The 22,819-nt window shown below is 47.3% G+C and carries 19 protein-coding genes and 1 tRNA gene; 8 read left to right on the forward strand and 12 right to left on the reverse strand.

The genetic code is table 11. The annotated features are described in order from the left end of the window. Window positions 1–40: 40 nt before the first annotated feature. Window positions 41–2,896 (reverse strand): TonB-dependent receptor domain-containing protein, encoded by a 2,856-nt coding sequence (locus tag ACYVF1_RS01555; protein WP_461074917.1) that lies wholly within the window; start codon window positions 2,894–2,896, stop codon window positions 41–43. A gap of 337 nt (window positions 2,897–3,233) precedes the next feature. After that, window positions 3,234–5,801: a TonB-dependent receptor gene (locus ACYVF1_RS01560; RefSeq protein WP_461074919.1), complete on the reverse strand. Its 2,568-nt coding sequence runs from the start codon at window positions 5,799–5,801 to the stop codon at window positions 3,234–3,236. 623 nt (window positions 5,802–6,424) lie between these two features. Here ACYVF1_RS01560 and ACYVF1_RS01565 point away from each other — a divergent pair. Then, window positions 6,425–7,501 carry an alginate O-acetyltransferase AlgX-related protein gene (locus ACYVF1_RS01565; protein ID WP_461074921.1) on the forward strand — a complete coding sequence of 359 codons (1,077 nt, stop codon included), beginning with the start codon at window positions 6,425–6,427 and terminating at the stop codon, window positions 7,499–7,501. A gap of 64 nt (window positions 7,502–7,565) precedes the next feature. Here the strand turns inward: ACYVF1_RS01565 and ACYVF1_RS01570 are convergent, their stop codons facing one another. Next, window positions 7,566–8,246 (reverse strand): hypothetical protein, encoded by a 681-nt coding sequence (locus ACYVF1_RS01570; protein WP_461074923.1) that lies wholly within the window; start codon window positions 8,244–8,246, stop codon window positions 7,566–7,568. A gap of 326 nt (window positions 8,247–8,572) precedes the next feature. Between ACYVF1_RS01570 and ACYVF1_RS01575 the strand changes: the two genes are divergently transcribed. Continuing rightward, the gene (locus ACYVF1_RS01575; protein ID WP_461074925.1) at window positions 8,573–10,573 is read left to right on the forward strand and encodes a PAS domain-containing sensor histidine kinase; all 2,001 of its coding nucleotides are present in this window, start codon (window positions 8,573–8,575) and stop codon (window positions 10,571–10,573) included. 89 nt (window positions 10,574–10,662) lie between these two features. Here the strand turns inward: ACYVF1_RS01575 and ACYVF1_RS01580 are convergent, their stop codons facing one another. From ACYVF1_RS01580 to ACYVF1_RS01600, 5 genes are all read right to left on the reverse strand, one after another. After that, window positions 10,663–10,860: a hypothetical protein gene (locus ACYVF1_RS01580; RefSeq protein ID WP_461074927.1), complete on the reverse strand. Its 198-nt coding sequence runs from the start codon at window positions 10,858–10,860 to the stop codon at window positions 10,663–10,665. Between the two features lie 216 nt (window positions 10,861–11,076). Then, window positions 11,077–12,168: a hypothetical protein gene (locus ACYVF1_RS01585; RefSeq protein ID WP_461074929.1), complete on the reverse strand. Its 1,092-nt coding sequence runs from the start codon at window positions 12,166–12,168 to the stop codon at window positions 11,077–11,079. Between the two features lie 2 nt (window positions 12,169–12,170). Beyond that, window positions 12,171–12,893, reverse strand: coding sequence for a hypothetical protein (locus ACYVF1_RS01590; protein ID WP_461074931.1), 723 nt, complete (start codon window positions 12,891–12,893; stop codon window positions 12,171–12,173). Continuing rightward, window positions 12,865–13,422: an RNA polymerase sigma factor gene (locus ACYVF1_RS01595; RefSeq protein WP_461074933.1), complete on the reverse strand. Its 558-nt coding sequence runs from the start codon at window positions 13,420–13,422 to the stop codon at window positions 12,865–12,867. The genes ACYVF1_RS01590 and ACYVF1_RS01595 overlap by 29 nt, the downstream gene beginning before the upstream one ends. Before the next feature lie 139 nt (window positions 13,423–13,561). Further along, window positions 13,562–14,014: a winged helix-turn-helix transcriptional regulator gene (locus tag ACYVF1_RS01600; RefSeq protein WP_461074935.1), complete on the reverse strand. Its 453-nt coding sequence runs from the start codon at window positions 14,012–14,014 to the stop codon at window positions 13,562–13,564. A gap of 102 nt (window positions 14,015–14,116) precedes the next feature. On the opposite strand from ACYVF1_RS01600, the gene ACYVF1_RS01605 reads away from it, so the two are divergent. Both ACYVF1_RS01605 and ACYVF1_RS01610 read left to right on the forward strand, forming a co-directional pair. After that, window positions 14,117–14,974, forward strand: a complete 858-nt coding sequence (locus tag ACYVF1_RS01605; RefSeq protein WP_461074937.1) for an SDR family oxidoreductase — start codon at window positions 14,117–14,119, stop codon at window positions 14,972–14,974. A gap of 237 nt (window positions 14,975–15,211) precedes the next feature. Then, on the forward strand, window positions 15,212–17,434 hold the full coding sequence (locus tag ACYVF1_RS01610; protein ID WP_461074939.1) for a penicillin acylase family protein: 2,223 nt from the start codon (window positions 15,212–15,214) through the stop codon (window positions 17,432–17,434). Here the strand turns inward: ACYVF1_RS01610 and ACYVF1_RS01615 are convergent. Genes ACYVF1_RS01615 through ACYVF1_RS01630 form a run of 4 tightly spaced genes read right to left on the reverse strand, consistent with a single transcriptional unit; the run spans window position 17,431 to window position 20,113 of the window. After that, window positions 17,431–18,207, reverse strand: coding sequence for a hypothetical protein (locus ACYVF1_RS01615; protein ID WP_461074941.1), 777 nt, complete (start codon window positions 18,205–18,207; stop codon window positions 17,431–17,433). The genes ACYVF1_RS01610 and ACYVF1_RS01615 overlap by 4 nt on opposite strands. Before the next feature lie 17 nt (window positions 18,208–18,224). Then, window positions 18,225–18,656 carry an ABA4-like family protein gene (locus ACYVF1_RS01620; protein ID WP_461074943.1) on the reverse strand — a complete coding sequence of 144 codons (432 nt, stop codon included), beginning with the start codon at window positions 18,654–18,656 and terminating at the stop codon, window positions 18,225–18,227. A gap of 11 nt (window positions 18,657–18,667) precedes the next feature. Next, complete coding sequence (locus ACYVF1_RS01625) at window positions 18,668–18,898, reverse strand: hypothetical protein (protein WP_461074945.1); 231 nt, start codon at window positions 18,896–18,898, stop codon at window positions 18,668–18,670. A 6-nt stretch (window positions 18,899–18,904) separates the two neighbouring features. Beyond that, entirely contained in the window at window positions 18,905–20,113 is a 1,209-nt protein-coding gene (locus tag ACYVF1_RS01630; RefSeq protein ID WP_461074947.1) for a dipeptidase, read from the reverse strand. 201 nt (window positions 20,114–20,314) lie between these two features. On the opposite strand from ACYVF1_RS01630, the gene ubiE reads away from it, so the two are divergent. From ubiE to ACYVF1_RS01650, 4 genes are all read left to right on the forward strand, one after another. Then, window positions 20,315–21,049: a bifunctional demethylmenaquinone methyltransferase/2-methoxy-6-polyprenyl-1,4-benzoquinol methylase UbiE gene (gene ubiE / locus ACYVF1_RS01635; protein WP_461074949.1), complete on the forward strand. Its 735-nt coding sequence runs from the start codon at window positions 20,315–20,317 to the stop codon at window positions 21,047–21,049. After that, the gene (gene porT / locus ACYVF1_RS01640) at window positions 21,049–21,765 is read left to right on the forward strand and encodes a type IX secretion/gliding motility protein PorT/SprT (RefSeq protein WP_461077783.1); all 717 of its coding nucleotides are present in this window, start codon (window positions 21,049–21,051) and stop codon (window positions 21,763–21,765) included. The genes ubiE and porT overlap by 1 nt, the downstream gene beginning before the upstream one ends. A 127-nt stretch (window positions 21,766–21,892) precedes the next feature. Continuing rightward, window positions 21,893–21,967 (forward strand) — tRNA-Val (locus ACYVF1_RS01645). Between the two features lie 330 nt (window positions 21,968–22,297). Continuing rightward, window positions 22,298–22,819, forward strand: coding sequence for a hypothetical protein (locus tag ACYVF1_RS01650; RefSeq protein ID WP_461074951.1), 522 nt, complete (start codon window positions 22,298–22,300; stop codon window positions 22,817–22,819).

A 22,819-nucleotide genomic window follows, 5' to 3' on the forward strand; every position in this document is an offset into this window, starting at 1 on the left:
CAACTTTATAACATTACAACCCTATAACTTTAAAACTTCATTACATTAATTCATCAAAGGTAACGCTTACGTAATACATTCCGCCGATGCGGGCCAGTCCATAGCCCTGCACGTAGTAGTTGTTGAGCAGATTAGTGCCGCCCACTTTTACAACCGATTTAAACTGCGGTAGTTTGTAAGATACCTGCGCATCGACGCTACTCCAGGCGGGTAGCCACACATCACCGGCCGTAATGCCTTGTTCGTACCACATCTGCCCCGTCCAGCGGTAGGCTAACGTAGCACCCAGCCGGTCGGTGATTCGGGCGTTGGCCAGGCTGAGATTGTACCGGTTTTCGGGCGTATTGAAGAAATTTCGGCCTTTCTGCACTACGTCCGGGTCGCTCATTTTTCGTTTCCGAATTGGTTCGCCCACGTTGTTGTTCACTACGTTGCCCTGTGCATCACGTAGCGTGATGGTACCCACCTGATAAACGTAGTTCCCACTCAGGATAAATCCGTGGCCGATGCTATAATCAGCGCTCACCCCAAACCCATCGACAAACAACTCATTGTTACTATTCGCGTTGATTTGTAGAACCCGGTAGGCGTTAGCGGCCAAATCTGTAAGCTGCCCGTTGTTGAGCTGGTAATACGTTTGAGCAGCAATAAAATCAGTGTATTTGCTGTGAAAATAGAAGGCATCAACAAATAACCGGCTATGAATCTGTGATTTGTAGCCTACTTCCCAGGTCTGTAATTTTTCGGTGGTGAACGTAGCAGGCTGGAATGCGCGGCTACGTAACTGTGCTTCGGTCAGAGTTCGGGCGGCAAAGCCCAATACGTCGCTTTCCAGATAAGCGGGTCGCCGAGTCAAGTCGGCGGCTGAAGTTGCTACCGTTAGTCCGCCCACTTCGCCACTACGTCCTGCCGTTGGTACGGAAAATAATTGACCGGGCGCCGGATTTCTAAATCCAAGTTGCCACGATCCCCGGAAATGGTGCGTGCCGAGGCTCACAACGGCTGATGCACGTGGGCTAAATCTTCCTGCAAGGAATTGATTCTTGTCGTAACGTAGTGCCAGCGTTGGTTTTACAGTTATGGTAGTATTGATACGTAACGCTTTGGAAGCCTGCGCATAAGCGCCATATTCGTTGATGGTATATTCCGAACCGTCACTTTTTAACGTAATGGCCGTGCCGCCCGTGTTGAGGCCGTAATGCCGAACGCTGCCGCCAACAATTACTTCGGCTACCTGCACAATATCGGTCAGATTAAACATGCCTTCGTAATGCCAGAGAGCCGAATTGTCGCGGAATCGCGTACCACGGGCGCCCTGAAATCCCGCTAACGTATCAGTGTTATACGTATTGGTGAAAGCATCGCGCATGGTATTGAAACGCGATGTACCGGGCAGATATCGATTCCGGTCGGCGGTTAGACGAGCCTCGCCAACGCTCACTTTGTTCTCGATATAGGCCAGACCGAACTCGGTAGCCCATTGCCCGTTTGATTTCCAGCTATTGTTGATGGCAGTAGCCGTCTGACCGATGCTCCAGGCTTCGGCTTGTTGCTGCGTGGTGTAGGCCCGTAGAAAAAAGTTTTCGCCCCGCAGTTCGGCCTTGAACTGATGGCGCTGATAATTCGGAAAATACTCCCGATAGCTGCTCGTACGGACGAAATTGCCGTTGCCATAATACCAGCCCACGGAGGCCTCCATATCGCCTGGAAGCTTGTAATGCAGTGCTACGTTGGCCCGATTGTTAAACACCTTGCCATTGTTGCCTAATAGGTCCAGCTCAGTGTAGCCGGTGCGGGTTACGAGTTGATTTTGTAGGGGTAAATTGGCATAATTTGCTGGAAACGCGAAGGCGCCCCCCGAATTGATGTCATCGCCATACACATTCACACCGTCGTACTGAAGATTCGTATTCGGGTTGTTATTGCGTTGATAACCAATACCTGTAGCCTGCCCACCACGGGCAGGATCAACGGCGAAAAAGTTGGCGCGGGCACGGGTCGAACGGTCGCTGTAATCGTCGGCAATGAAATCGGTGCCTATGAATCGCTGGAAATTCACTTTCAGGGCAAAGCGCGTTCCGAACTGGCGAGCATATCGAATCGCAACATCGCCAAATGGTTGGGGAGATATACTGGCTTTCGCTACGTTGTTGACGCCCCCTTTAAGCTGCACACTCAGGCCCTGATACGTAAATGGATTCTTGCTGGTTGTGAGCATTAACCCCTGAAGGGCATCGGGGCCATACAGGGCTGACGAAGCGCCTGGAACCAGTTCAATAGTTGCTACGTCCAGATCCGGAATGCCCGCTACGTTTCCGAAGCCAAATCCCAGGCTGGGCGAGCGGTTGTCCATACCATCTGTCAATTGCAGAAAACGGTTGTTATTATTCGCCCCGAAACCACGCATATTGATGGATTTAAACGTAATACTCTGAGTCAGTACGTCGACACCTTTTACGTACTGAAGCGCATCGAACGGGCTATACGCGGGCGATTGCTGAAAGTTGCCGGTGTTGAGCTTTTCGACCGTTACCGATGCCCGCTGAATGGCTTCGGATACACGGCTGGGTGCGGTCACAAATTCGTCAGTAAGGCTAATTTCTTCATTGAGTTTCACCACGATACTTCGGAAATTATTACCAAGTACTGCTACGTCTTTTGGCTCATAACCCACAAACGACGCCGTAATTGTGAGCGGTACTTCGCCCGGAGCCTGTAGTTTAAAGCGGCCATCCGTGCCTGTGGTAGTGCTGGTACTGGTCCCTTTTACGAGGATGGTTACACCGGCTAGGGGCTTCTCGTTGACGTCGGTAACAATGCCGGCCAGATTAGCCTGTGCCTGCGCCAGGGATGTAGCCAGTAAAAAAAAGGCTGGTAAAAGAAGAAAGTGCTTCATAGTTGGATTAGAAAAATAGATTAAACGGTAGGGTATGTGAAAACAATAAAGAATAACCAGTTGAAAATCAAAAAGTTGATTTTTGTCGATTTCTCATTCTACCGGTAACTATATATACGAATGGAACGTAAATACTAATACACAAAAAATAACAAAGCTGTTTACGTTGCTCGAAACAAACGCAAACAGCTTTAGGAGAATTGACAAGAGAGATAGAGTGCTACGTTCCGTAGGTTGTCACAAATAGTCTAAACCCCCTAAATCCTCTGAAGGAAATTTAGGGGGTTTAGACCATTTGTCAGTGTATTAGATTGGTTAAGGATTTGGGTACGTTCATTTAGAACACGTAGCGCAACGTAACGCCGTAGGTACGCGGATCGGCGACGATGCCGGCATAATGGCCCGCACTGCCCGGAGCCGCCAGCAATTGTTCGTAGTAGTTGGTATTGAACAGGTTCCGGCTCCAGACGAAGAAAGAAATTCCGGTCGATGCTCTGAAACCAACTCGGGCGTTGGCCAACGTATATCCGTCGATGTTTAAATACTGAGAAGGCGAGGGGCTCGACGAAAATGAGGAACGGGAAAATGCATCCAGCCCTACAAAGAAATTACCTTTATAACCGATTAGATTCCCTTTGGCCGTTACCTCACCACCTACAGAACCGGCCCATTTTGAGATACCCGGTAGTACTCCTCCCGAAATATCCTTGAAGGCCTGTTCGCCACCGGTTTCTTCGAGCGGCACGGGCGCATTTTTGAAGGATACGTATTTGCCATCCGTGTACGCTACCGATCCATTCAGTGTAAAGTTATTCGTCAGGCGAATATTGCCGTCCACTTCAAGGCCTGTCACCCGAACTTTCTCGGCATTGGCCAGATACCCCCTGTTTACGCCAGGCTCAGGTGTTTGTACCTGCGTTTGGTAATCCTTAATGTCGGAGTTAAAATACACGACGTTCAGAACAGAGTTGGGCGTTGGTTTGGTTTTTATGCCGAATTCATAATGCGTCACGTGCTCTGGCTTCACACGTGCCAGGTCGAGCAATACCTGCCCGTTAGCCGTTGGCAAGCCGCCGATATTAACGCCAACCGGTTTATAGCTTATTGAGTAAGTCCCGTATGCATTAAAGCGATCGTTGGCTCTGTATTGCAGGGTAAACTGGCCCGAGAAGTTATCCTCTGCTACGTCGATGTCAAACGCCTGATTGGTATAAACGCCGTTTTTTAATGCGATTAAAGCTGCATCGGTTGTTTGCAGGCCACCGTACGTCTCGCGCTTATAATTGGCGATTTTCTTGTCGTAGTTATAGCGAATACCCGGTAATACGTGGAGTTTATCCGATATTGCCCAGTCAACCTGACCAAAAACGGCTAACCCTGTACTGCGAATTCGGTTCGTGGTGCGAATACCAAAATTGTCGAACAAACCGGGTGTTTTCCAAAGGGCACTAGTTGAGCTTTGTGCAAAACGCCACTGAGCCGAACCGGCTTCTTCGGTTTGTACGGGGTCGGATTTAAGATCCTGCCAAAGGCCAAATAGCCCAACAACACCGCTTACATTGGACGATATTTTGCCCGAATAACGTATTTCCTGCGACCATTGATCGTGTACCGAGTTACCGGCTGAAATGGTGAAAACCGGCAGGCCAATATAATCGCGGTCGTTCAACGGTCCCCATTTCCAGTAACGCCATGCTGTGGTAGAGGTCAACGTACCATTGCCGATTTTTATGTCGGCATTTAAGGAAACGCCCCCTAATTGGTTATCCGCTTTAGAAGGCGTATCGAGGTCAACGACACGTTCAAACGCACTGGAGTAGGGAAGTTTGTAATTTAAATCGGCGATGATGGCATTGAACTGACGGTAAGCCGCCCGTTTGGTCGGAACAACCCCGGCAACCGGATAGCCATATCCATTTGGTTTTTGATCAGAAACATCCCCGATCAGGGTAATCTTTACATTGTCGGATGGCGTGTATAGAAGCTGGCCCCGCACACCAATGTTGTTGATGTCGTTGATAGGAAGTTGAGTATGCACATTGAAGAACGTACCGTTACGTTGCGTACCCGTAAACGACACCCGAGCCGCCAGTTTTTTGCTCAGAGGCCCTGTCAGCGATCCTTTCGCCTGAATGAATCCGTAGTTGCCGTAACTTAATTCAAAACTGCCACCGGGCGTAAAGGCAGCGGGGCGGGTGGTGATGTTAAATGCGCCAGCCGTCGTGTTTTTACCATACAGCGTTCCCTGTGGACCACGTAGCACTTCAACTTGTTCAATATCAATGAAATCAAGTGCTGTAGCAGCTGGGCGAGCGTAGTAAACGCCGTCAACGTAGAACCCAACGCCGGGATCAATACCATCGTTTGTCAAACCAAACGTAGAGCCTAAACCACGAATGTTTAACGTAGTATTCCGGGCATTTGACGCGTATAATTGAACCGTTGGCACCAATTCTTTCAGCCGATTCACGTTAAATGCACCAGCATCTTCGGCCCGGCTGCCGCTGACAATCGAAATTGGAATCGGTACGTTCTGCGCCGACTCCGACCGACGGCGGGACGTGATTACTACGTCGTCGAGCTGGTTGGCGGCTTCTTCAAGTGGAATCTCTACGTTATTATCGTTCAGAACCACTTCTTTCGTCTGATAACCGACAAAAGAAACAACCACCGTAAAAGGTAACTTTTGTGCAGTAACCAGATTAAACTGACCATTTATGTCTGTTACAGACCCATTGGTAATGCCTTTGATGGTTACCGTTGCACCAATCAGCAATTCTTTGCTGCGGGCATCGACTACCTTGCCAGATATGGTGGAGTTAATAACGGGGGCATTTTGAGCTGACAAAAAATAGGGCAGGAGAATCAACCCTATAAAAAATACTGGTTTGAAAATTTGTGTCATTTGTGGTAATGGTTGGCGTTCCTTTTCAGGGCTGTTTGGTGAGCCCCCTCTTTTAAGTGTTGCGAATTTTCTACTGATTTTGTTGGCTATAGGCCTCAACAGTGAGGTCTTGCAAACATCTTGTATCGCTTCATCTGTGGTCTATTTTTTAATTCTCCCTATTCTCCCGGTTGTAGATAGACTAATACTATTTATAGTCTATTGATTTTATAGGTTATGCAAAGCAGAACTTTCTTTTACTGACTTCCAACTGAATCGCAGAAAAATCACTCTTTTTCGTGGAAATTCTTGATAAAAGAGAACCGTGACAAGGAATAAGTCAAAAAGCGACTTAAGCTATTTATTATCAATAAGATGCTTCTTAACTTGATTTTTGACTAAGGCTGCGGAGTATTAGCTGTATTGTTAAGTGAAAATGGGAGAAGTTTCTAAAATTTCGGAACGATCATCAGGTTAATGATCGTCGCGAAAACAGGTAACGAATTAGAATGAAAATCCGGTTTTAGTAATGATTAATAAAGCATATACTTGCGAGTAAATTTTTACAGTTTGTCCGTTTTTCTCTTTGTGCCGAATTCAGGTTTGACTGTTTGATAATCCCTATTTATTGACTATCCACAGAGATGCTTAAGTCGCTGCTTTACAATTGTATTTTTATTATTATTCTAATTGTTGCTACGTTTTTGCTGGGAGAGGTTGTTCTACGAGTCTACAATTATTTCGCCCATTCGCATATTTTCTATGACGATTCTTACAACCGTTACCGGGGCAAACCGCATGTTACGTTGTATGGCTATAAACTGAATGCCGGTGGCTTTAACGATAAAGAATTCACGGCTAAGCCAGGTGATTACCGGATTATTGGCCTGGGCGATTCATTTGCCTTCGGCATTGTGCCTCAGGGTGATACGTATCTGACTAAACTGGAAACTAAACTAAATCAGCAGGTTGGCCCGGTTAGTTTGTTCAACATGGGTATCTCGCAGACGAACCCAACCGATTATTATAGTATCCTGACGAACGAGGGAGCTGATCTGAAACCTGATCTGGTACTGCTATCGTTTTTTGTCGGTAATGACTTCGATGTTATCAAAAAGCGATGGTTTTTCCGGCACTCGTATATGCTGACAGCGTTGAATTATATAGCCAAAGTAACCTGGAAGGTCAACGATTTTGCCGGTCATCAACCCTACTGCGATAGTTGTCGGACATTCAATCAGGCTGAATACCTTCGAATCGAAAAAGACAGATTAGACGCCTGGAAGTATCACATGCCCGATTCAGGCTCGGCAACCAGACCTCAGAATGGTTTCTTCGAACAAACGGTTGCTACGTTGCTTCGAATCCGCGATTATTGTAAACAACAGGGTGCCAAGTTCATGATTGTCATCATCCCGGATGAACTGCAAGTTAGCGCTACGTTGCAGCAGGATATGATCAAGGCTTATTATGAATTTGCCGGTAAACTACCCTACGACGTAATGACGCCAACGCGACTGCTTTCGGAGCAACTGCGGTCAAATCAGATTCCGTATATTGATTTGTATGAACCCATGCGGAAGGCAGCTCAGGAAGGAAAACAACTCTACAAACCGTCCGATTCGCACTGGAATATTGCTGGAAATGAGTTCGCAGCGCAAATTCTGACCGATTCGCTGGCAAAGGTTATTCCGAAGAAATTGATTGCTGGTCCTAAATAAAAAATCCAGGTATCATGTTTACAGCACAGTTCACATGAAACCTGGATTTTTATCAGAAACGGATTTACGCTGCCCGGCTGCTTTGTGGACGGCGTAGTATAGTCGAACGTATAGCCTGAGCGTTGGCTTCTTCAATTACCTGCTCCGATACCATGCCGAGGTGATTGGCCCGTTTCAGCACGTAATCGAAAGGCATGTTAAAATAATTGGCAACTTCGCTACGGAAACTATCCGGGAAGCGCGTCAGGCGTAAGCCAAAAAACTTCCGTACTTCAGCTTCGGGCAGCATGGCAGCCAGCGCCACACGTTCGGCTTCGGCCAGGAGTTCTTTCCGGTTAGGGTACAGATGATCCAGCCCTACAGAAGCAGCCAGAATCGTCAAAAACAGATTCTTGTACATGGCCGACAATTCGGCGGGTAGAATGACCCAGCCCTGCTCCCGGAACTTTGACGAAAAGCCGGTCAGGCCCTGCTCACCGCGAATTTCACCGGCAATGAATTCATCGGGAAACTGAAGGCGATCATCGGTTCTCTGTAGCCGGAAAACTACAGCTTCAACCGGGCTTTTCTGGAAAAGTAAATTCTTTGGAATGGCCCGTGTAGCCTCCCACTGGTCGGTCATACGCATGAACAGACTTTCGTTAACCGGCAGATTCTCAGGGCTGCCAAGGCTAACGAGCATCCGGCGATAGGCCGCCAGAAAATCAATCTGCATTTGGTTTGGATTCGAGCTTCCTTTTTTCATAGGTATTGAAAAGCCAGACGTAGTATGAAGACTAATTGTTGGCTCATTAGTAAAGTTGCTGTTGAAAATTGGGGAGGTAAATATACGTAATAAATGGCTGATTACAAAGCTATAAACGGTCTTAATATGGGTTTGTTAACAGAAAAATCATTTGCCGAAAATCCGATAAATAATCAGGTTCATGGGCTACGTTCTGGGGCTGGTTGGAAGCAGCTTTGCCAACAGTATAAGGGCTTTTTAACGCGTTTGAGCCACAGAGTTCGTAACTTGCTTAACTACCGAAATGATTTTGTTACTTGCCCCCCGTTTCGTCAACTTTTTCCTAAATGAACGCCTTTTCTCAATTCTATATCAAAGATCCCGACGCATTGGCAAACCAGCCAGATAATAATCTGTTGGGAGCTATTTTCGAGTCGGCTCCGGTTTGTATCGTTTCGTACCAGGCGTTACGTAACGATACCCAGGAAATCGTCGATTTTAAACCGTTACTGCTCAATGAACGAGCCGTAAAAACCTGTGGCCGAAGTCGGGAGGAGATTAAGAACGCTACGTTGCTGGAGCTGTTTCCGCCCCTGCGGGGAAGCGCCCTGCTGAATGATTATCTGACCACTGTCCAAACGGGTCACACCCAACGTAACGACTACTACATTCCGCCGTTTGGGGGTTGGTTCGACGTATCGGTGTCGCAGATTGGCCCCGACCAGATAGCCGCCGTTTTTATTGACATCAACACACGTAAAGAGAACGAAGAGCAGATGCGCCATCAGGCTGAATTGCTCACGCAAATCAGTCAGTCGATGCAAATGGCTGTTTCGAGTCATTTGCCCGTGCGGGACGAACAAGGGCAAATTGTTGATTTTCGGTACACTTACTTTAACGAGCGGGCAAAACAATGGCTCCCGGTAGATTGGCGGCAGGCGATTGGCCAGACAGTGCGAACAATGGGTTTTTCGACGCAAATTGACCAGACGATTGTCCGAATGGCCCGCGTTATCGAAACCGGTGAACCCGCTCAGTTCGATGCTGTAATTGCCGATGGACGTGTCTTCTATAACATCGTAGCCCGTTCGGGCGAGGGTACTGTTTCAACGTTTATCGACGTAACGGCGCAGCGCCAGGCCGAACAGCATCTGCGCGACCTTAAAAGTATTTCAGAGCAACAAACAGCTCTGCTGCAAAGTATTCTGAATGCATCCTTAACATCGATTGCCTGTTACAAAGCGATTTTTGATGAACAGGGCGCCGTTACTGACTTCCAATACACGTTGGCCAACCAGACGACGCTGGCCATAATGAACATGACTGCCGACGAGCTCTATGGCAAAACCATCTGCGAAGTGAATCCTGCTCTATTGGGAAGTGGCGTAGTGGAAGAGTACATACGCGTTTACCAAACCGGTCAGCCGATTGTCATGGAGCGGGAAAGTAAAAAACGGTTTTACTACGTATCGCTGGTCAAGTTTGGTGATGGAGTTCTTACATCGTCCATCGACATCACCGAAAGTCGAAACTACCGCAGTCAGCTCGAAACGGCTAATCTGGCACTTCGGCAAAGTAACAGTAGTTTACAGAGCTTCGCCTACGTAGCGAGCCATGATTTGCAGGAGCCTCTTCGTAAAATTAAAGCCTTCGGCGATCTGGTATTGAGTGAATACAGCGCCCAAATACCCGAACAAGGGCAGGATATGCTACGTCGGATGCAGTCGGCAGCCGAACGAATGAGCGGGTTGATACTCGATTTGCTGGCCCTATCGCGATTAACTACGCAGAAACGAACGTTCACTCCCATCGATCTGAACAGCTTACTCGCCGAAATTCTTGTTGATCTGGAAACTACTGTGGCCGAAACAAACGCAACGCTGACGATCGGTACGTTACCGACTGTGCAGGGCGATGCGCTACAACTGCGGCAACTGTTTCAGAATCTGTTATCGAATGCTCTCAAATTCCGACGGCCGGATCTGTCTTCGTCTATTCAGATTGAAGCCGGTCGGGTTCGGGCGCGTGACATTCCGCCGGGCTTATTGTCCATCGTCAACGACATACATCCGCCTGAAAGTTCATTGGCAGCCCTACCCGATCCGGTGAAGCAGTACTACGTTCTGACGGTTACAGACAACGGTATCGGCTTCGATTCGGGTCGTCATGGCGAAACCATTTTCGGGGCTTTTCAACGATTACATGGACGTAGCGGTACGTTCACCGGTACGGGCATTGGGTTGGCTATTGCTAAAAAAGTAGTCGAAAATCACAACGGGGCTATTGTTGCACACAGCCGGGAAGGTGAGGGAGCCCGTTTCAGTGTTTATTTGCCCATTCGTTTGTGAATTTACCTAATCAACCAGCGCTTGTCTGATCAATTAGGCAAACTCAGGTAGGGCGAATAAGCATACAGCCGGTGCCCATCTATTGAACCTCACGCACAAATGCGAACCCGCGACAGACGGATATCCGAGCGATTGAACTGGCGTTGCATTTCCGTAAAAACATAATCAATAGCTTCGTCCGGATCACGAGCTTGCACCGAAAGATCCTTATCCAGACTGATATTTTTTTTTGCGTCGTCGATCACGTCAAAGACGACTCGAATCAAATGTTTGTGCCTAGTAACCATAACAAACTCATTTAGAGGCTAGTTTGATTGAGCAGTTAAGTAAACTGCTTTACTGTTGCCTCAAAGATAAAGATTACTATGATTCAATTATATTATATATCACAATTTTATATCATAAATATCTTTTCCTAGAGATGTATTAGTAGAAGATGAGCGTGTTGAACCTGTTTAAACTCTTATATAAACGGTTAAAACGGTTTTCAAATTTCTGTCTGTTCAAAAACCAACAACCAATCGTAGACTTGGATTGACTTGTTTGAAAAATCCATTCATATATACTTCCGTCTGAATCTTAAACAACCAGTTCTGGTAAACGGTAGACCCTAATTTTATGGTATTAGACTGGAAATAGTTACCTGAACGATACACCGGAATACCAACGTAGAACGAAGCTATATGTCGGTTGAAATTAGCGGTTCGACTGCCTTTATCCTTTCGGTAAAACGATGCGCCCGCATGAACAAAGTCGTTTCGGAACGTCTGAAACGTATTGTCGGCCGATGGCTGGAAAAAGAAATTGGAAGCATATCCCACAAAATAGCCAACTTGCTGAAAACGATTGGGGACAATTTCCAGATCGAAATTAAAGGAAGGAACCCATTGGTTACGGATTAGCCCGACGCCAATGCCTGGATGAAAGCTAAGAAACGGTTCGCCGATCAGGCCGGGATTTCGAAATGTAGGCTTATTATCAAGACTTTGCAGCAACGTAACGGCATATCTGGGGCTCGTTAGGTTATGGTGTTTGTACTGACGTATTGATTCGAGTGCCTGCTCAACTTTTGAGTTAACGCCCCCCGCGCGAAGTAGCCGGTCGATATCTTGTAGGCTATTCACCATAAGATACACCGCAAAATCAGTCGGAAGAGCTTTCGATGTTGCCGAAACCCACGCAATCTGTAGTGTATCCTGCTGCGTCTTCACCTCAATTGGGCTCTCTCCATCCCGAAACTGGAAAGACGTAGCGGGCTGGGGCGTATAGCGTAGCGCCAGGCCCCGATTTTCTATACTCAGTTTTAACAGCGCGTGAACTGCCCGCGTCGGACTTTGGACCGTATCTTCAATTTTCCGATAATCGGCCACGAATAGACGTAGCACAGAGTCGATGTTCTGATGCGCACGTAGCTGATCGTATTGATCGTAGCCAATGATCAGCGTGTTACGTTGACCCAAATCAATTTCGACGTGACTTATGCCAATAAATTTCTTTCGGGCGCCAGATTCGGTTAAGTGATTTCCGGTCGATTGAGACAAGGCGATTCCGGCCATGCTCAGCAGGAGCACGGTAGATAAGCAAAATAAACGCATGGTTATTGGTTTGATTTAGTCGTTAAAGGCATAATTAGAGTGGGCTGGCGACTGTCTGATACGTTGCTCTCACGCTGACCAGCCCCCAGTCGTACGAAATTATCGATATGATAAAGTTGGGGAGCAGCTTCTTCCTCGGCTCGTAATTCATTCTCGTGCACCACCCGGAACCGCCGTTTCGACGTACCGCTGGCTATGTTGGTTTTACGTTGTTCCGGCGACTTTTCAGCAACTGGCGCTACGTTCACAAAGGTTGCGGGCGCTGGCAACGTAGCAACTGTTTCAACGGGTTCCGCCATAGGCGCTACGTTTCTCTCTGTTGAATTATGTTTCTGATTTCCAGTATGATAACGTATTGTTTTAAGCTGGCTCTTTATCGTTGTAACAGGCGCAGCCGTAGTGGTTTTAGCTATCACTTTATCTTTTGGTAAGCTAACAAAGGGCATGTTAGCTTGACGAATACGTTGATACGTAGCAACCTGTTTCTGATTGCTAACAGGCTGATTCCACGCAAACCAGCTCCAGACGAGCCCGAGCAGACAAGCCGCGGCTGTCCACCACACCCAACCAATCCGGCGACGTACCGGCGTTTGCTGAAGTTCAGGACGTAGCTGCGTCCACAAGCGCTCCGAATCGAACGATGAACCGGGCGGTGGCGTATCGGGAAGCTGACTCAGCGTTTGCCGAATCCATTCGTCAGGCGTTTCGTCGGTTTTCGGTTTCATAGCCATTTTGGACTAACCAGGTTTGTAGTAAGGTCCTCGCTTTGCTCAGTTGCGATTTTGATGTGTTTTCGGAGATACGTAGCTGTTCCGCTATTTCACGATGCGTATATCCTTCGATAGCATATAAGTTAAACACAGTTCGATAACCGGGCGGCAACTCGCGGATCAGTGCGTAAATACGTTCGGCATCCAGTCCGGCGTCGGGTAGGGGCACTACGTCGGGTTGAGCTTCTGCCTCGTCGTCGGTCTGAAAAAGCGGCAGGTGTCGGTTCGCGCGCAGGTGCTGCAAGGCTTCATTGACCACAATCCGCCGAAGCCAGGCTTCAAGACCATTATCATCCCGATACGTAAAGGCCTCTATTCCCCGAAACGCTTTTAGAAACGCATTCATCAGCACTTCTTCCGCTTCCGGCTCATTTCGAACGTAGCGTAGACTTACGCGAAACAACCGATTCGCGTACTGATCGAACAGCCGTTTCTGGGCAAAAGCATTCCCGCGTTGGCACTGTTCGACAAGTTGTTGCGACATAAATTCTGTTACGTTCAATGACAGAAATGCCGGTTTTCAGAAAAGGGTTGCCTGGGACGAAAAAATAGGCCACTGTCCGGAAAAACAGTGGCCTAAAATAGAGTGGCTAACGTAGCGAAAAGAATACTTTTGAAAGAGGCTAATCCATCAGCACCGCTTCAACGGCTTTTGGTTCACGCGCGTCGTAGCGTGCACGCGACATTCTAATCTGTTCACTATGATCGTTGGCCCATTCGCCCAAATTGATGACCTGCACCAATAAGCTATGGCCTAAATCCGTCAATTCATATTCCACTCTCGGCGGAATTTCGGGATATACCCGTCGGATAATCAGGCCGTCGCGTTCCAGCGAACGTAGTGTAACGGTGAGCATACGTTGCGAAACACCGTTGATACGTTTCTTCAATTCGTTGAAACGTAGTACACCCCCAGCCCCCAAATGAAAAATGGACAGGATAGACCATTTATCACTAAATCGATCCAGAATGGTTCGGGTTGGGCAGTTATCGGCGGGACCATCGGCATCACCCAAAACTTTTTTCAATTTTTCCTGAATAATATCTTCCTGATTATCAGCAATAGTTCTGTTCATGTTCCTGACGCACTAAAAAATGCCTTCTTGTGTAAACCTTAGTTACTAAATAATTTTGAGTTACCAAAAGTAACTAAAGCACAAATATAAACTGTCATTATCATGATTGCAATAACCGGAGCATCGGGCCACTTAGGAAAAGCCACGCTCGAATTTTTAGCCACGAAAACGAACCCTGATTCACTCGTTGCCATTGTTAGAAATCCTGAAAAAGTTACTGATTTAGCCGCCAAAGGCATCCATGTTCGTCAGGCCGATTATACTGATTCTGCCGCATTAGTCGCTGCTCTGGCAGGTGTCGATAAACTAGTGCTGATTTCGAGTGACGTACTGGGTGAGGAACGCGTTCAGCAGCACACGAACGTAATCAATGCCGCTAAAGAAGCGGGTGTTACGCATATTTTTTACACAAGCGCACCAAATCCATCGCTGGATGCTTTGTTCACACCCGCCATCGACCATTTCCGGACCGAAAACGCGATTAAAGAATCAGGACTGATTTACACCTTTTTCCGTAACAACCTGTATCTGGACATTCTCCCGCTCGTTATTGGCGACGCCCCACAGTCGGGCAAACTGTATTATCCGGCTGGCGATGGCAAAGTGAGTTTTGTGCTACGTGCCGACATCGCTGAGGGGTTAGCCAACGCGCTTACGAGCGAAGGCCACGAAAATAAGGTTTACGAAATCGGTTCATCGACAGCCTGGACGTTTGGTGATATTGCCGCAGCCGTGAGCGAGTCAGATAAATCGGTTGAATACGTCGATATTCCAGCTAGCGCTTACGAAGCCGAACTGGCTAAACACCTGCCTGCGCCTGTAGCCAGCGTGTATGGCGGTATGGCGAAAGGCATTAAAAAAGGTGATTTTAACGTACCAGATTCGACGCTGGAAAAACTCCTGAATCGCCAACCTGTCAGTCTGGAGACCTACTTGAAAAGCCTGAACGTAGCAGTTTAAACGTAATGCGACGTATTCAGTACTACTAAATTCAACATCCCGAAAACGCTACGTTCTCGGGATGTTTTGCTTTTGTACGGGCTGAGCATAAGTTTGGTCCTGGATTGGTATAGCTGAATTACTACATGGCTAAGCTGGAGCTTGGCCCGTACTGTGTGTTTTTCACATATTCCTGCTTATTTTCACGAATTGGCAGAAAGTTCTCCTCCTTTATTACAATTCATACACTCATCTTCAATGTACCGACGTAACGCTCTACTAACTCACCTGTTTCCTATCATTTTAACTGTTCTGGTTGCGGCTATTGCTCAGGGGCAACCATTCAGCAAAACCGACGTAGCGCGTTGGCAGCAGCAAGCCAGACAAATCACCATTACGCGCGACACCTGGGGCATTCCGCACATCTCTGGCAAAACCGACGCCGACGTGATTTTTGGCGTTTTATACACTCAGTGCGAAGATGATTTTGCCCGTGTCGAAATGAATTATATCGACGCGATTGGTCGGTTGGCGGAAGTGGAAGGTGAGTCAGCGTTGTATCACGACTTGCGGGCGCGGCTTTTTCTGGATTCGACTCAAGCCATCGCGATCTATAAAAAAAGCCCGGACTGGATGAAAAAATTGCTCAACGCATTCGCGGACGGTACGAACTATTACCTATATACGCATCCTAACGTAAAGCCCCGTTTACTGACTCGTTTTCAGCCGTGGATGCCGTTGATGTTTAGTGAAGGTAGCATTGGTGGTAACATTAGTGTGGTATCGACCGAGCGGCTGAAAGCGTTTTACGAACACAACAAATTCACGTCGTCCATCAATGATTTTGACAAATACGAAAACGATCCTGTAGGCTCGAATGGTTTCGCGATTGCGCCATCGAAAAGCGCAACGAAAAACGCGATGCTGCTCATTAACCCACATACATCGTTCTATTTCCGCTCTGAAGTTCATCTAACCAGTCAGGAAGGATTGAATGCGTATGGAGCCGTTACGTGGGGGCAATTCTTTATTTACCAGGGCTTTAATGAATACTGCGGCTGGATGCACACGTCCAGCGGGGCCGACTCAATGGACGAATATCTGGAAACTGTCGAGAAAAAAGGTGATGCCTATTTCTATCGCTATGGCACGGCAGATAAACCCATTCGGACGCAGAAAATACGGTTGCCGTACAAATCAGATTCGGGCAAACGGTATAAAAATTTCACGATGTACTGGACCGAGCATGGTCCGGTAGTAGGGGAGAAAGATGGCAAATGGATTTCGGTTGCCATGATGAACACACCCCTGAATGCGCTCGAACAGTCGTACCTGCGTACAAAAGCGAAAGGCTACGAGAGTTACAAAGAAGTGATGAAACTGAACGGTAATGCCTCAAACAACACCGTTTTCGCCGACCGCGATGGAAATATTGCTTACTGGCACGGTAATTTTATGCCCAAACGCGACCCAGGGTTTGACTGGAGCCTGCCAGTAGACGGCAGCAACCCGAAAACTTCCTGGAAAGGGCTGCATAAAGTCGAAGAGATAGTGCAGATACGTAATCCGGCTTCGGGCTGGATTCAGAACTGTAATTCGACACCGTTTACGGTATCGGGTAGCAGCAGCCCGGCCCAAAATAAGTATCCGGATTACATGGCGCCCGACGCCGAAAACTACCGGGGTATCAATGCCGTGCGCGTGTTGAGCCAGAAAAGCAATTTTACGCTCGATACGTTAATTGCGGCCGCTAACGACCCGCATCTGGCCGGTTTTGATGAGTTGATTCCTGCGTTGATATCAGCTTATCAGCGCGTAGCTGGCGAATCAGAAGCGGCTGGTAAAGACGTAGCAGAGGCCATTCAAACCCTGAAAAACTGGAACAAATGCTACGGTACTACGTCCATCGGTACTACGTTGGCCATTTATTGGGGTGAAAAGATACAGAAAATGGCTCGTGGCCGTGTTCCGGCGGATCAGCGATTAGACTTTCAGCGTTTCACTACGTTCGTGATCGAGAAAACAACTCCTCAGGAAAAAGTAACGACTTTGACTGAAACATTGGCCGAACTAACACGCGATTTCGGTACGTGGAAAACACCATGGGGTGATATAAACCGCTACCAACGACTGACCGGCAACATTCAGGAAACTTACGACGACCAGAAACCCAGCATTCCGGTTGGTTTTACGCCTTCGACCTGGGGTTCACTGGCCGCATTCGGTGCGCGCACAGCGCCGAACACCAAAAAACGATACGGCTACGTCGGCAACAGCTTCGTGGCTGTAGTAGAATTCGGTAAAAAGGTAAAAGCCCGCTCTGTAGTTACGGGTGGTCAGGACAGCCGCCCCGGCGATCCGCACTTTACCGATCAGGCCCCCTTATATTGCGCAGGTAAATTTAAAGACGTCTGGTTCTATCCTGAAGACATCAAGCAGCACGTAGCGAAAGCGTATCATCCGGGAGAGAATAAAAACTAATTGACCAAACCGGCCAGTAGTGGCGTACCGGAAAGTGCCTGCATCATCAGGAACGTAACGAACAGCAAATAGAAAGCTGCCAGCAAAACAACCTGACCCCAACGCCGGGCAACGTAGTAGCCAAATAACGGCAGCAGTTGCAGCGCGTGCATTCCGAAAAAGTGGGCCACCCGCAGATCGCCGTAGCGTGTGCTCCAGTTTACGACGGGCAATCCAGGACCACCGTCGGGCGCGCCAACCGTATGGCGCAATTGAGCCGCCATCATAAATCCTTCGAAAGCGAAAATAACGAAGAGCAGAATGCCCATTCGGATACCCCATACGTAGGGAATATCGCCTTCGGCTGGCTTATGGGTAAAAAACAAAGAGCCAATGTAAGCCGTCCAGACCGTAAACAACGTGATGAGCATACCCATCAAACTGAAGAGTATAGCGTCAACTGGCGAACTGATATTGAAATGCGATAATTTGCCCAACGTAGCCTGCCCGACAATGATAATCAACTCGATAGTCAACGTAACGACAACGACCCAGCTATAAATTTTTACCTGGCGCTGTTGCCGCAGCAGCACAACGTACCAGGCCATTGTCCAGCAAAATACCGTAGTAGACAGAAAAAATTTGCCCGGCTTGATGAACGCATTGATGTTCATTACCTGAACATTAGTTATCAGGGCCAATAGGGCACAAATAACGCCCCCGATCAGGCAGAATAGACCGAACCAGTATAGAACCGAATTGCGGCTTTTAAGTGTAGTTAAAAATGAATCCATAAACGTTTGGCGGCATTTCAGGCAGATAAGGATTGGGTAAGTAGCGTGCGAATCAACCAGTATAGTAACAGGCCAACCGGGCCAAGCATAAAGCAGAAAAACAACGGAATTATCGTGAACCAGTGCGAAATTCCTTTCTCTTCGGCATCTCTGACAATGACTGAACCAGCCACTAGGTCAAAAGCCAGATAGTGTACCCAAGCGGCTAACACGACGCCATCGCTGCCTGTGGAAAATAAGTTTTTGACACCCGCCAATGACCCGAAAGAACTAAAATCGATGGGGCCACCGCCAAACAAGTAGATGATATAAATTACACCAATAATAACCGGAATCAGGTAAGACCGCATCAACCATTTTGTCACGAACCAGCGGGGCGCAAACGCCATGAGCAGCCATTGAGGTAATACCAACGTACTAGCCAATTGAAAAACGACATGTGGAGACATAGAGATTGGGGTTAGATAAGTGGCGCGGCTAGCAATTCGTCAGGCAACCAGAAACAGAGTACAGCGCTGAGCAGAAAAATGTGAATTAAACGCACATTGGAAATCTGTATAATGGCCCGGGTTGGTACGCTGCTTGTTTTTAAATCATTTTTCCAATCGAAAATCTTCCAGAAAAAGGCGTGAAAAATCGCGAAGCCAAGGCTATTTACACCACATAAGCAGACAACTCCGTTCGCGCTCATGGTACGTTAGTTTGAAACTTTCGCCTGCCCCAGCACACGTAGCAGATTGCCGCCCCAGATTTTGGCGATGTCGGCTTCCGAGTATTTCCGACGTACCAGCTCAACGGTCAGGTTTTCGATTTCGCTGACGTCTTCCAGACCATTTACGCCACCACCACCGTCAAAATCAGAGCCAATGCCTACATGGTCGATGCCCGCAATTTTGACAATATGGTCAATGTGATCGGCAATGTCGGATAAACTAGCCCGTTCTGATGCATAAGCTTTTGATACAGAGTCGCTCATAGCGGCAATACGGGCTTCCATGTCGGCTGACGGTACTTTCCCAACACGCGACATACGGATTTTGGTTTTAGCCGCCCGGTGGGCATCTGATGGTTTTTTGAGGTAATCGCTCACAAAATTCACCTGAACCACCCCGCCTTTCGCAGCAATGGCCTTGATCATGTCGTCGGTCATGTTACGTGGGAAATCGCAGAGTGCCCGGCAGTTGGAGTGTGACGCAATTACCGGCGCTTTCGACAGGGCCAGTGCGTCGTAGAACGTACTGTCTGCTACGTGCGATACGTCGATTAGGATTCCCAGCCGATTCATTTCGGGTACTACTTTCTTACCGAAATCACTCAAACCGCCATACATAGGGCCGTCGGGATCAGTAGACGAATCGCCGATGAGGTTGTTGGCGAAGTGCGTTAACGTAATGTATCGGCAACCGAGATCATAATACGTTTTCAGGAGCGACAAATCATTACCTATGGGATAGCCGTTTTCCATACCGACAAACACGGCCCGTTTACCTAGCTTTTGAATTCGGTACGCATCGGCTGGCGACGTAGCGAGTTCGGCTTTATCAGCGTGTTTTTTCAATGCCTGATGAATGAGCGAAAACTGATTCATCGCGTTACGTTTCGCATCAGCGTGCCCCGAATCGGTACGTGGCCCCTGCGACGTATAGACGGCGAAAAACATGGCGTCCATGCCACCCTGCTTCATACGCGGAAAATCAATCTGCGAGCCATCTCGTTTGGTATCATGCACAGTGCCCACATCGAAACCCGCTTTCTGCATCATAATCGGTGCATCGGCGTGGGTATCAAGGGTTAATACGCGCTGATGAATTTTGCGGGCTTTCGCCAGAACAGGATCTTCGTTTCCGGGCAACGGTGCTACGTTCGCATTAAGGACAAGTAATACGTAGAAAATGTAAGGAAGCATAGTCAATCAAGTTGTAGGAAGGAAACAGCTAAAGTCGAAACTACGCATTGAACACTGAAATGGCAAACTTTCGATGAACCCCTGCCGTTATGGCATTACCTTTGCAAAATATTAAAGAGCGAGAGAGTGAATGAGTGAAAGAGCGGAAAACCAGCGTCTTTTATTCGCTCTTTCGCTCATTCACTCTTTCGCTCTTTAGAAATGGCTGTTGTTCCTTATAAAGATAAAGATACGTCGAAGCGCGAGCAGGTGGCGGAGATGTTCGACAATATTTCGCCCAAATATGACTTGTTGAATCATGTCTTGAGTGGTGGGATCGACATTCTCTGGCGCAAACGAGCCATTCGAGAGTTAAAGCCATTTGCACCTAAAACTATTCTGGACGTGGCAACCGGGACTGGCGATTTTGCCATCGAAGCGCTTTCGCTGAAGCCACAGAAAATCGTTGGGGTCGATATTTCGGAAGGTATGCTGGCTATTGGTCGGGAGAAAATGAAGAAGCGCGGAGTCGATTCGATCATCAATCTACGACTGGGTGATTCAGAACGTTTACCCTTTGCAGACAATGAATTCGATGCTGCCATCGTTTCGTTTGGTGTACGCAACTTCGAGAATCTGCAAACTGGCCTTACGGATATGCAACGCGTGCTACGTCCGGGCGGTATGTGTGTAGTACTAGAGTTCTCGAATCCGCGACAGTTTCCGTTTAAACAACTTTACGGGTTTTATTCCCGAACCATTCTGCCGCTCATTGGGCGCCTGGTTAGCAAAGACTCATCGGCCTACACGTACCTACCCGAATCGGTGCAGGCTTTTCCTGATGGGCCCGACTTTCTACGCATCTACGAAGCTGCCGGATTTACCAATACGAAATGGATACCCCTTACCTTCGGCATTGCATCGATTTATGTAGGTCACAAGCTGGCTCGGCCATGATAAATCGCTCTACGGTTTCAGGGTTGAAGCGAATTTTGACGATACTCTTGTTTTTGCTGGTTCAGCTGACGTCGCACGGGCAAAACTATAAATACGTAGTAAAGCATTTGGAGCGATACGATGATAAACTTATTCATTACGGATTCTTTTTTGCAGTGCCGGTTACTCGTTTCAGTGTAAAATATAGTCCGTCATTTATTACCGCTGATTCGGCTTACCGAATTTATTCGCCAAACAAAGCAAGTTTTCGGGTAGGTTTTGTTGTCAATGCATTCCTAAACGACCGTTTCGATTTACGACTGACGCCTTCTGTTTCACTTTTCAGCCGTGAAGTGCAGTACGATTATCCGGGCGGAACGTCAAAAACCGAAGTGCGTGAATCAACCTGGGTTGATTTTCCCTTGTTGTTCAAATACAAGTCTGAACGACGTAACAACTCACGGATGTATTTACTGGCAGGTGGTGCTTTCAGTATCGAGACAAACGTACGTCGAAAGGAGAATCAGGGGGCTAGCAGACTTAGTACGAGGACAATGGACCTTGCTGTTGAATATGGAATAGGTTTCGAACAATTCTTCGAGTTTTTTAAGTTTGCACCTGAATTACGTTTCTCTCATGGCCTGCTGAACCTATATAATCCGACCAATAACGCGGCTGGAATTGGCATTAATCGGTTAACTACCCATACAGTAACACTCTACCTAAATTTTGAATAAGCTTATCCATGCTGATGGTCAGCGGATTACAAAAAATATATGTTTTTTTTGTGTATTAACTTGCAAAAAGACGTAATAGGCCTCTATATTTGCAGTCCCAAACGCGACCTAAGGATGGGAAAATAAAGGGAGTTTAGCTCAGCTGGTTCAGAGCATCTGCCTTACAAGCAGAGGGTCGGCGGTTCGAACCCGTCAACTCCCACCCTAATAATCAAGCACTTAGCAGAAATGTTAAGTGCTTTTTTGTTTCTAGGTACAGCACTAGGTACAACAAGTTGCCTCCTACCAATTTATCGACATGATAAAAGCAACTAATATCTATTTATTACAAGATAATCTACAGTGCATTCTTCTTATAATGTGGAATGAAGCTGAAAAGCAGACGGAAATTGTTCGTCTGCTTTTTTTATGATATCTCTCAATTTTCTACCGTTTAATCACTTGACGGACAGATACATGAACGTTAAGTGAATCTCTATTATCTTACTGCCCTTTTAAACTGATCCAATATATTAATAGCCATTGATTCAAAATGACATTGAAAACTATAGTTTCCGCATTTGTTATTTCTTTTAGTATCAGCCTTGCTACTATGGGCCAATCGCCAAATCCTGTTGAGGGAAGCGTATCGAGTAAGGGGCCGGTTGTGATTGATGGCTGTAACGTCTCAAGTATTACTATTAAGTATCGTATAAGCCAATCAGTTGGCGAACCCGCGATCTATACGAATATAAAATGGACTGGCACTTCTTCAAATGACGACTGTCTTTCCAGTAAAAGTTTCCGCATCTTTTTAAACGTTGGTCGCGGTGGGTTCGGGTATTATCTTGCTTCAGGGGGATCTTATGGAATGATTGTGGGAAAGGGCAATAATCAATATGGGGATAATCCCCTGGCTGGCTCACCTAATTGGGATGAGCTGATTACAAGAAGTTTTAGAAGTAACAATGTGCAATATTTATCTGAAGAGGAAGCTAAGCGGGTCTGGAAAGATGGTATCAGAGTAGTTGGAGCTATAATTGTGACTAGAAGCGGACAGGTTATTGAGTTTTAA

The sequence above is a fragment of the Spirosoma flavus genome, from assembly GCF_054778555.1.

Bases quoted from the DNA above. Each gene is read 5' to 3' on its own strand.
- ACYVF1_RS01555 (WP_461074917.1), bottom strand. From the start codon at position 2,896: ATGAAGCACTTTCTTCTTTTACCAGCCTTTTTTTTACTGGCTACATCC.
- ACYVF1_RS01560 (WP_461074919.1), bottom strand. From the start codon at position 5,801: ATGACACAAATTTTCAAACCAGTATTTTTTATAGGGTTGATTCTCCTG.
- ACYVF1_RS01565 (WP_461074921.1), top strand. From the start codon at position 6,425: ATGCTTAAGTCGCTGCTTTACAATTGTATTTTTATTATTATTCTAATT.
- ACYVF1_RS01570 (WP_461074923.1), bottom strand. From the start codon at position 8,246: ATGAAAAAAGGAAGCTCGAATCCAAACCAAATGCAGATTGATTTTCTG.
- ACYVF1_RS01575 (WP_461074925.1), top strand. From the start codon at position 8,573: ATGAACGCCTTTTCTCAATTCTATATCAAAGATCCCGACGCATTGGCA.
- ACYVF1_RS01580 (WP_461074927.1), bottom strand. From the start codon at position 10,860: ATGGTTACTAGGCACAAACATTTGATTCGAGTCGTCTTTGACGTGATC.
- ACYVF1_RS01585 (WP_461074929.1), bottom strand. From the start codon at position 12,168: ATGCGTTTATTTTGCTTATCTACCGTGCTCCTGCTGAGCATGGCCGGA.
- ACYVF1_RS01590 (WP_461074931.1), bottom strand. From the start codon at position 12,893: ATGAAACCGAAAACCGACGAAACGCCTGACGAATGGATTCGGCAAACG.
- ACYVF1_RS01595 (WP_461074933.1), bottom strand. From the start codon at position 13,422: ATGTCGCAACAACTTGTCGAACAGTGCCAACGCGGGAATGCTTTTGCC.
- ACYVF1_RS01600 (WP_461074935.1), bottom strand. From the start codon at position 14,014: ATGAACAGAACTATTGCTGATAATCAGGAAGATATTATTCAGGAAAAA.
- ACYVF1_RS01605 (WP_461074937.1), top strand. From the start codon at position 14,117: ATGATTGCAATAACCGGAGCATCGGGCCACTTAGGAAAAGCCACGCTC.
- ACYVF1_RS01610 (WP_461074939.1), top strand. From the start codon at position 15,212: ATGTACCGACGTAACGCTCTACTAACTCACCTGTTTCCTATCATTTTA.
- ACYVF1_RS01615 (WP_461074941.1), bottom strand. From the start codon at position 18,207: ATGGATTCATTTTTAACTACACTTAAAAGCCGCAATTCGGTTCTATAC.
- ACYVF1_RS01620 (WP_461074943.1), bottom strand. From the start codon at position 18,656: ATGTCTCCACATGTCGTTTTTCAATTGGCTAGTACGTTGGTATTACCT.
- ACYVF1_RS01625 (WP_461074945.1), bottom strand. From the start codon at position 18,898: ATGAGCGCGAACGGAGTTGTCTGCTTATGTGGTGTAAATAGCCTTGGC.
- ACYVF1_RS01630 (WP_461074947.1), bottom strand. From the start codon at position 20,113: ATGCTTCCTTACATTTTCTACGTATTACTTGTCCTTAATGCGAACGTA.
- ubiE (WP_461074949.1), top strand. From the start codon at position 20,315: ATGGCTGTTGTTCCTTATAAAGATAAAGATACGTCGAAGCGCGAGCAG.
- ACYVF1_RS01650 (WP_461074951.1), top strand. From the start codon at position 22,298: ATGACATTGAAAACTATAGTTTCCGCATTTGTTATTTCTTTTAGTATC.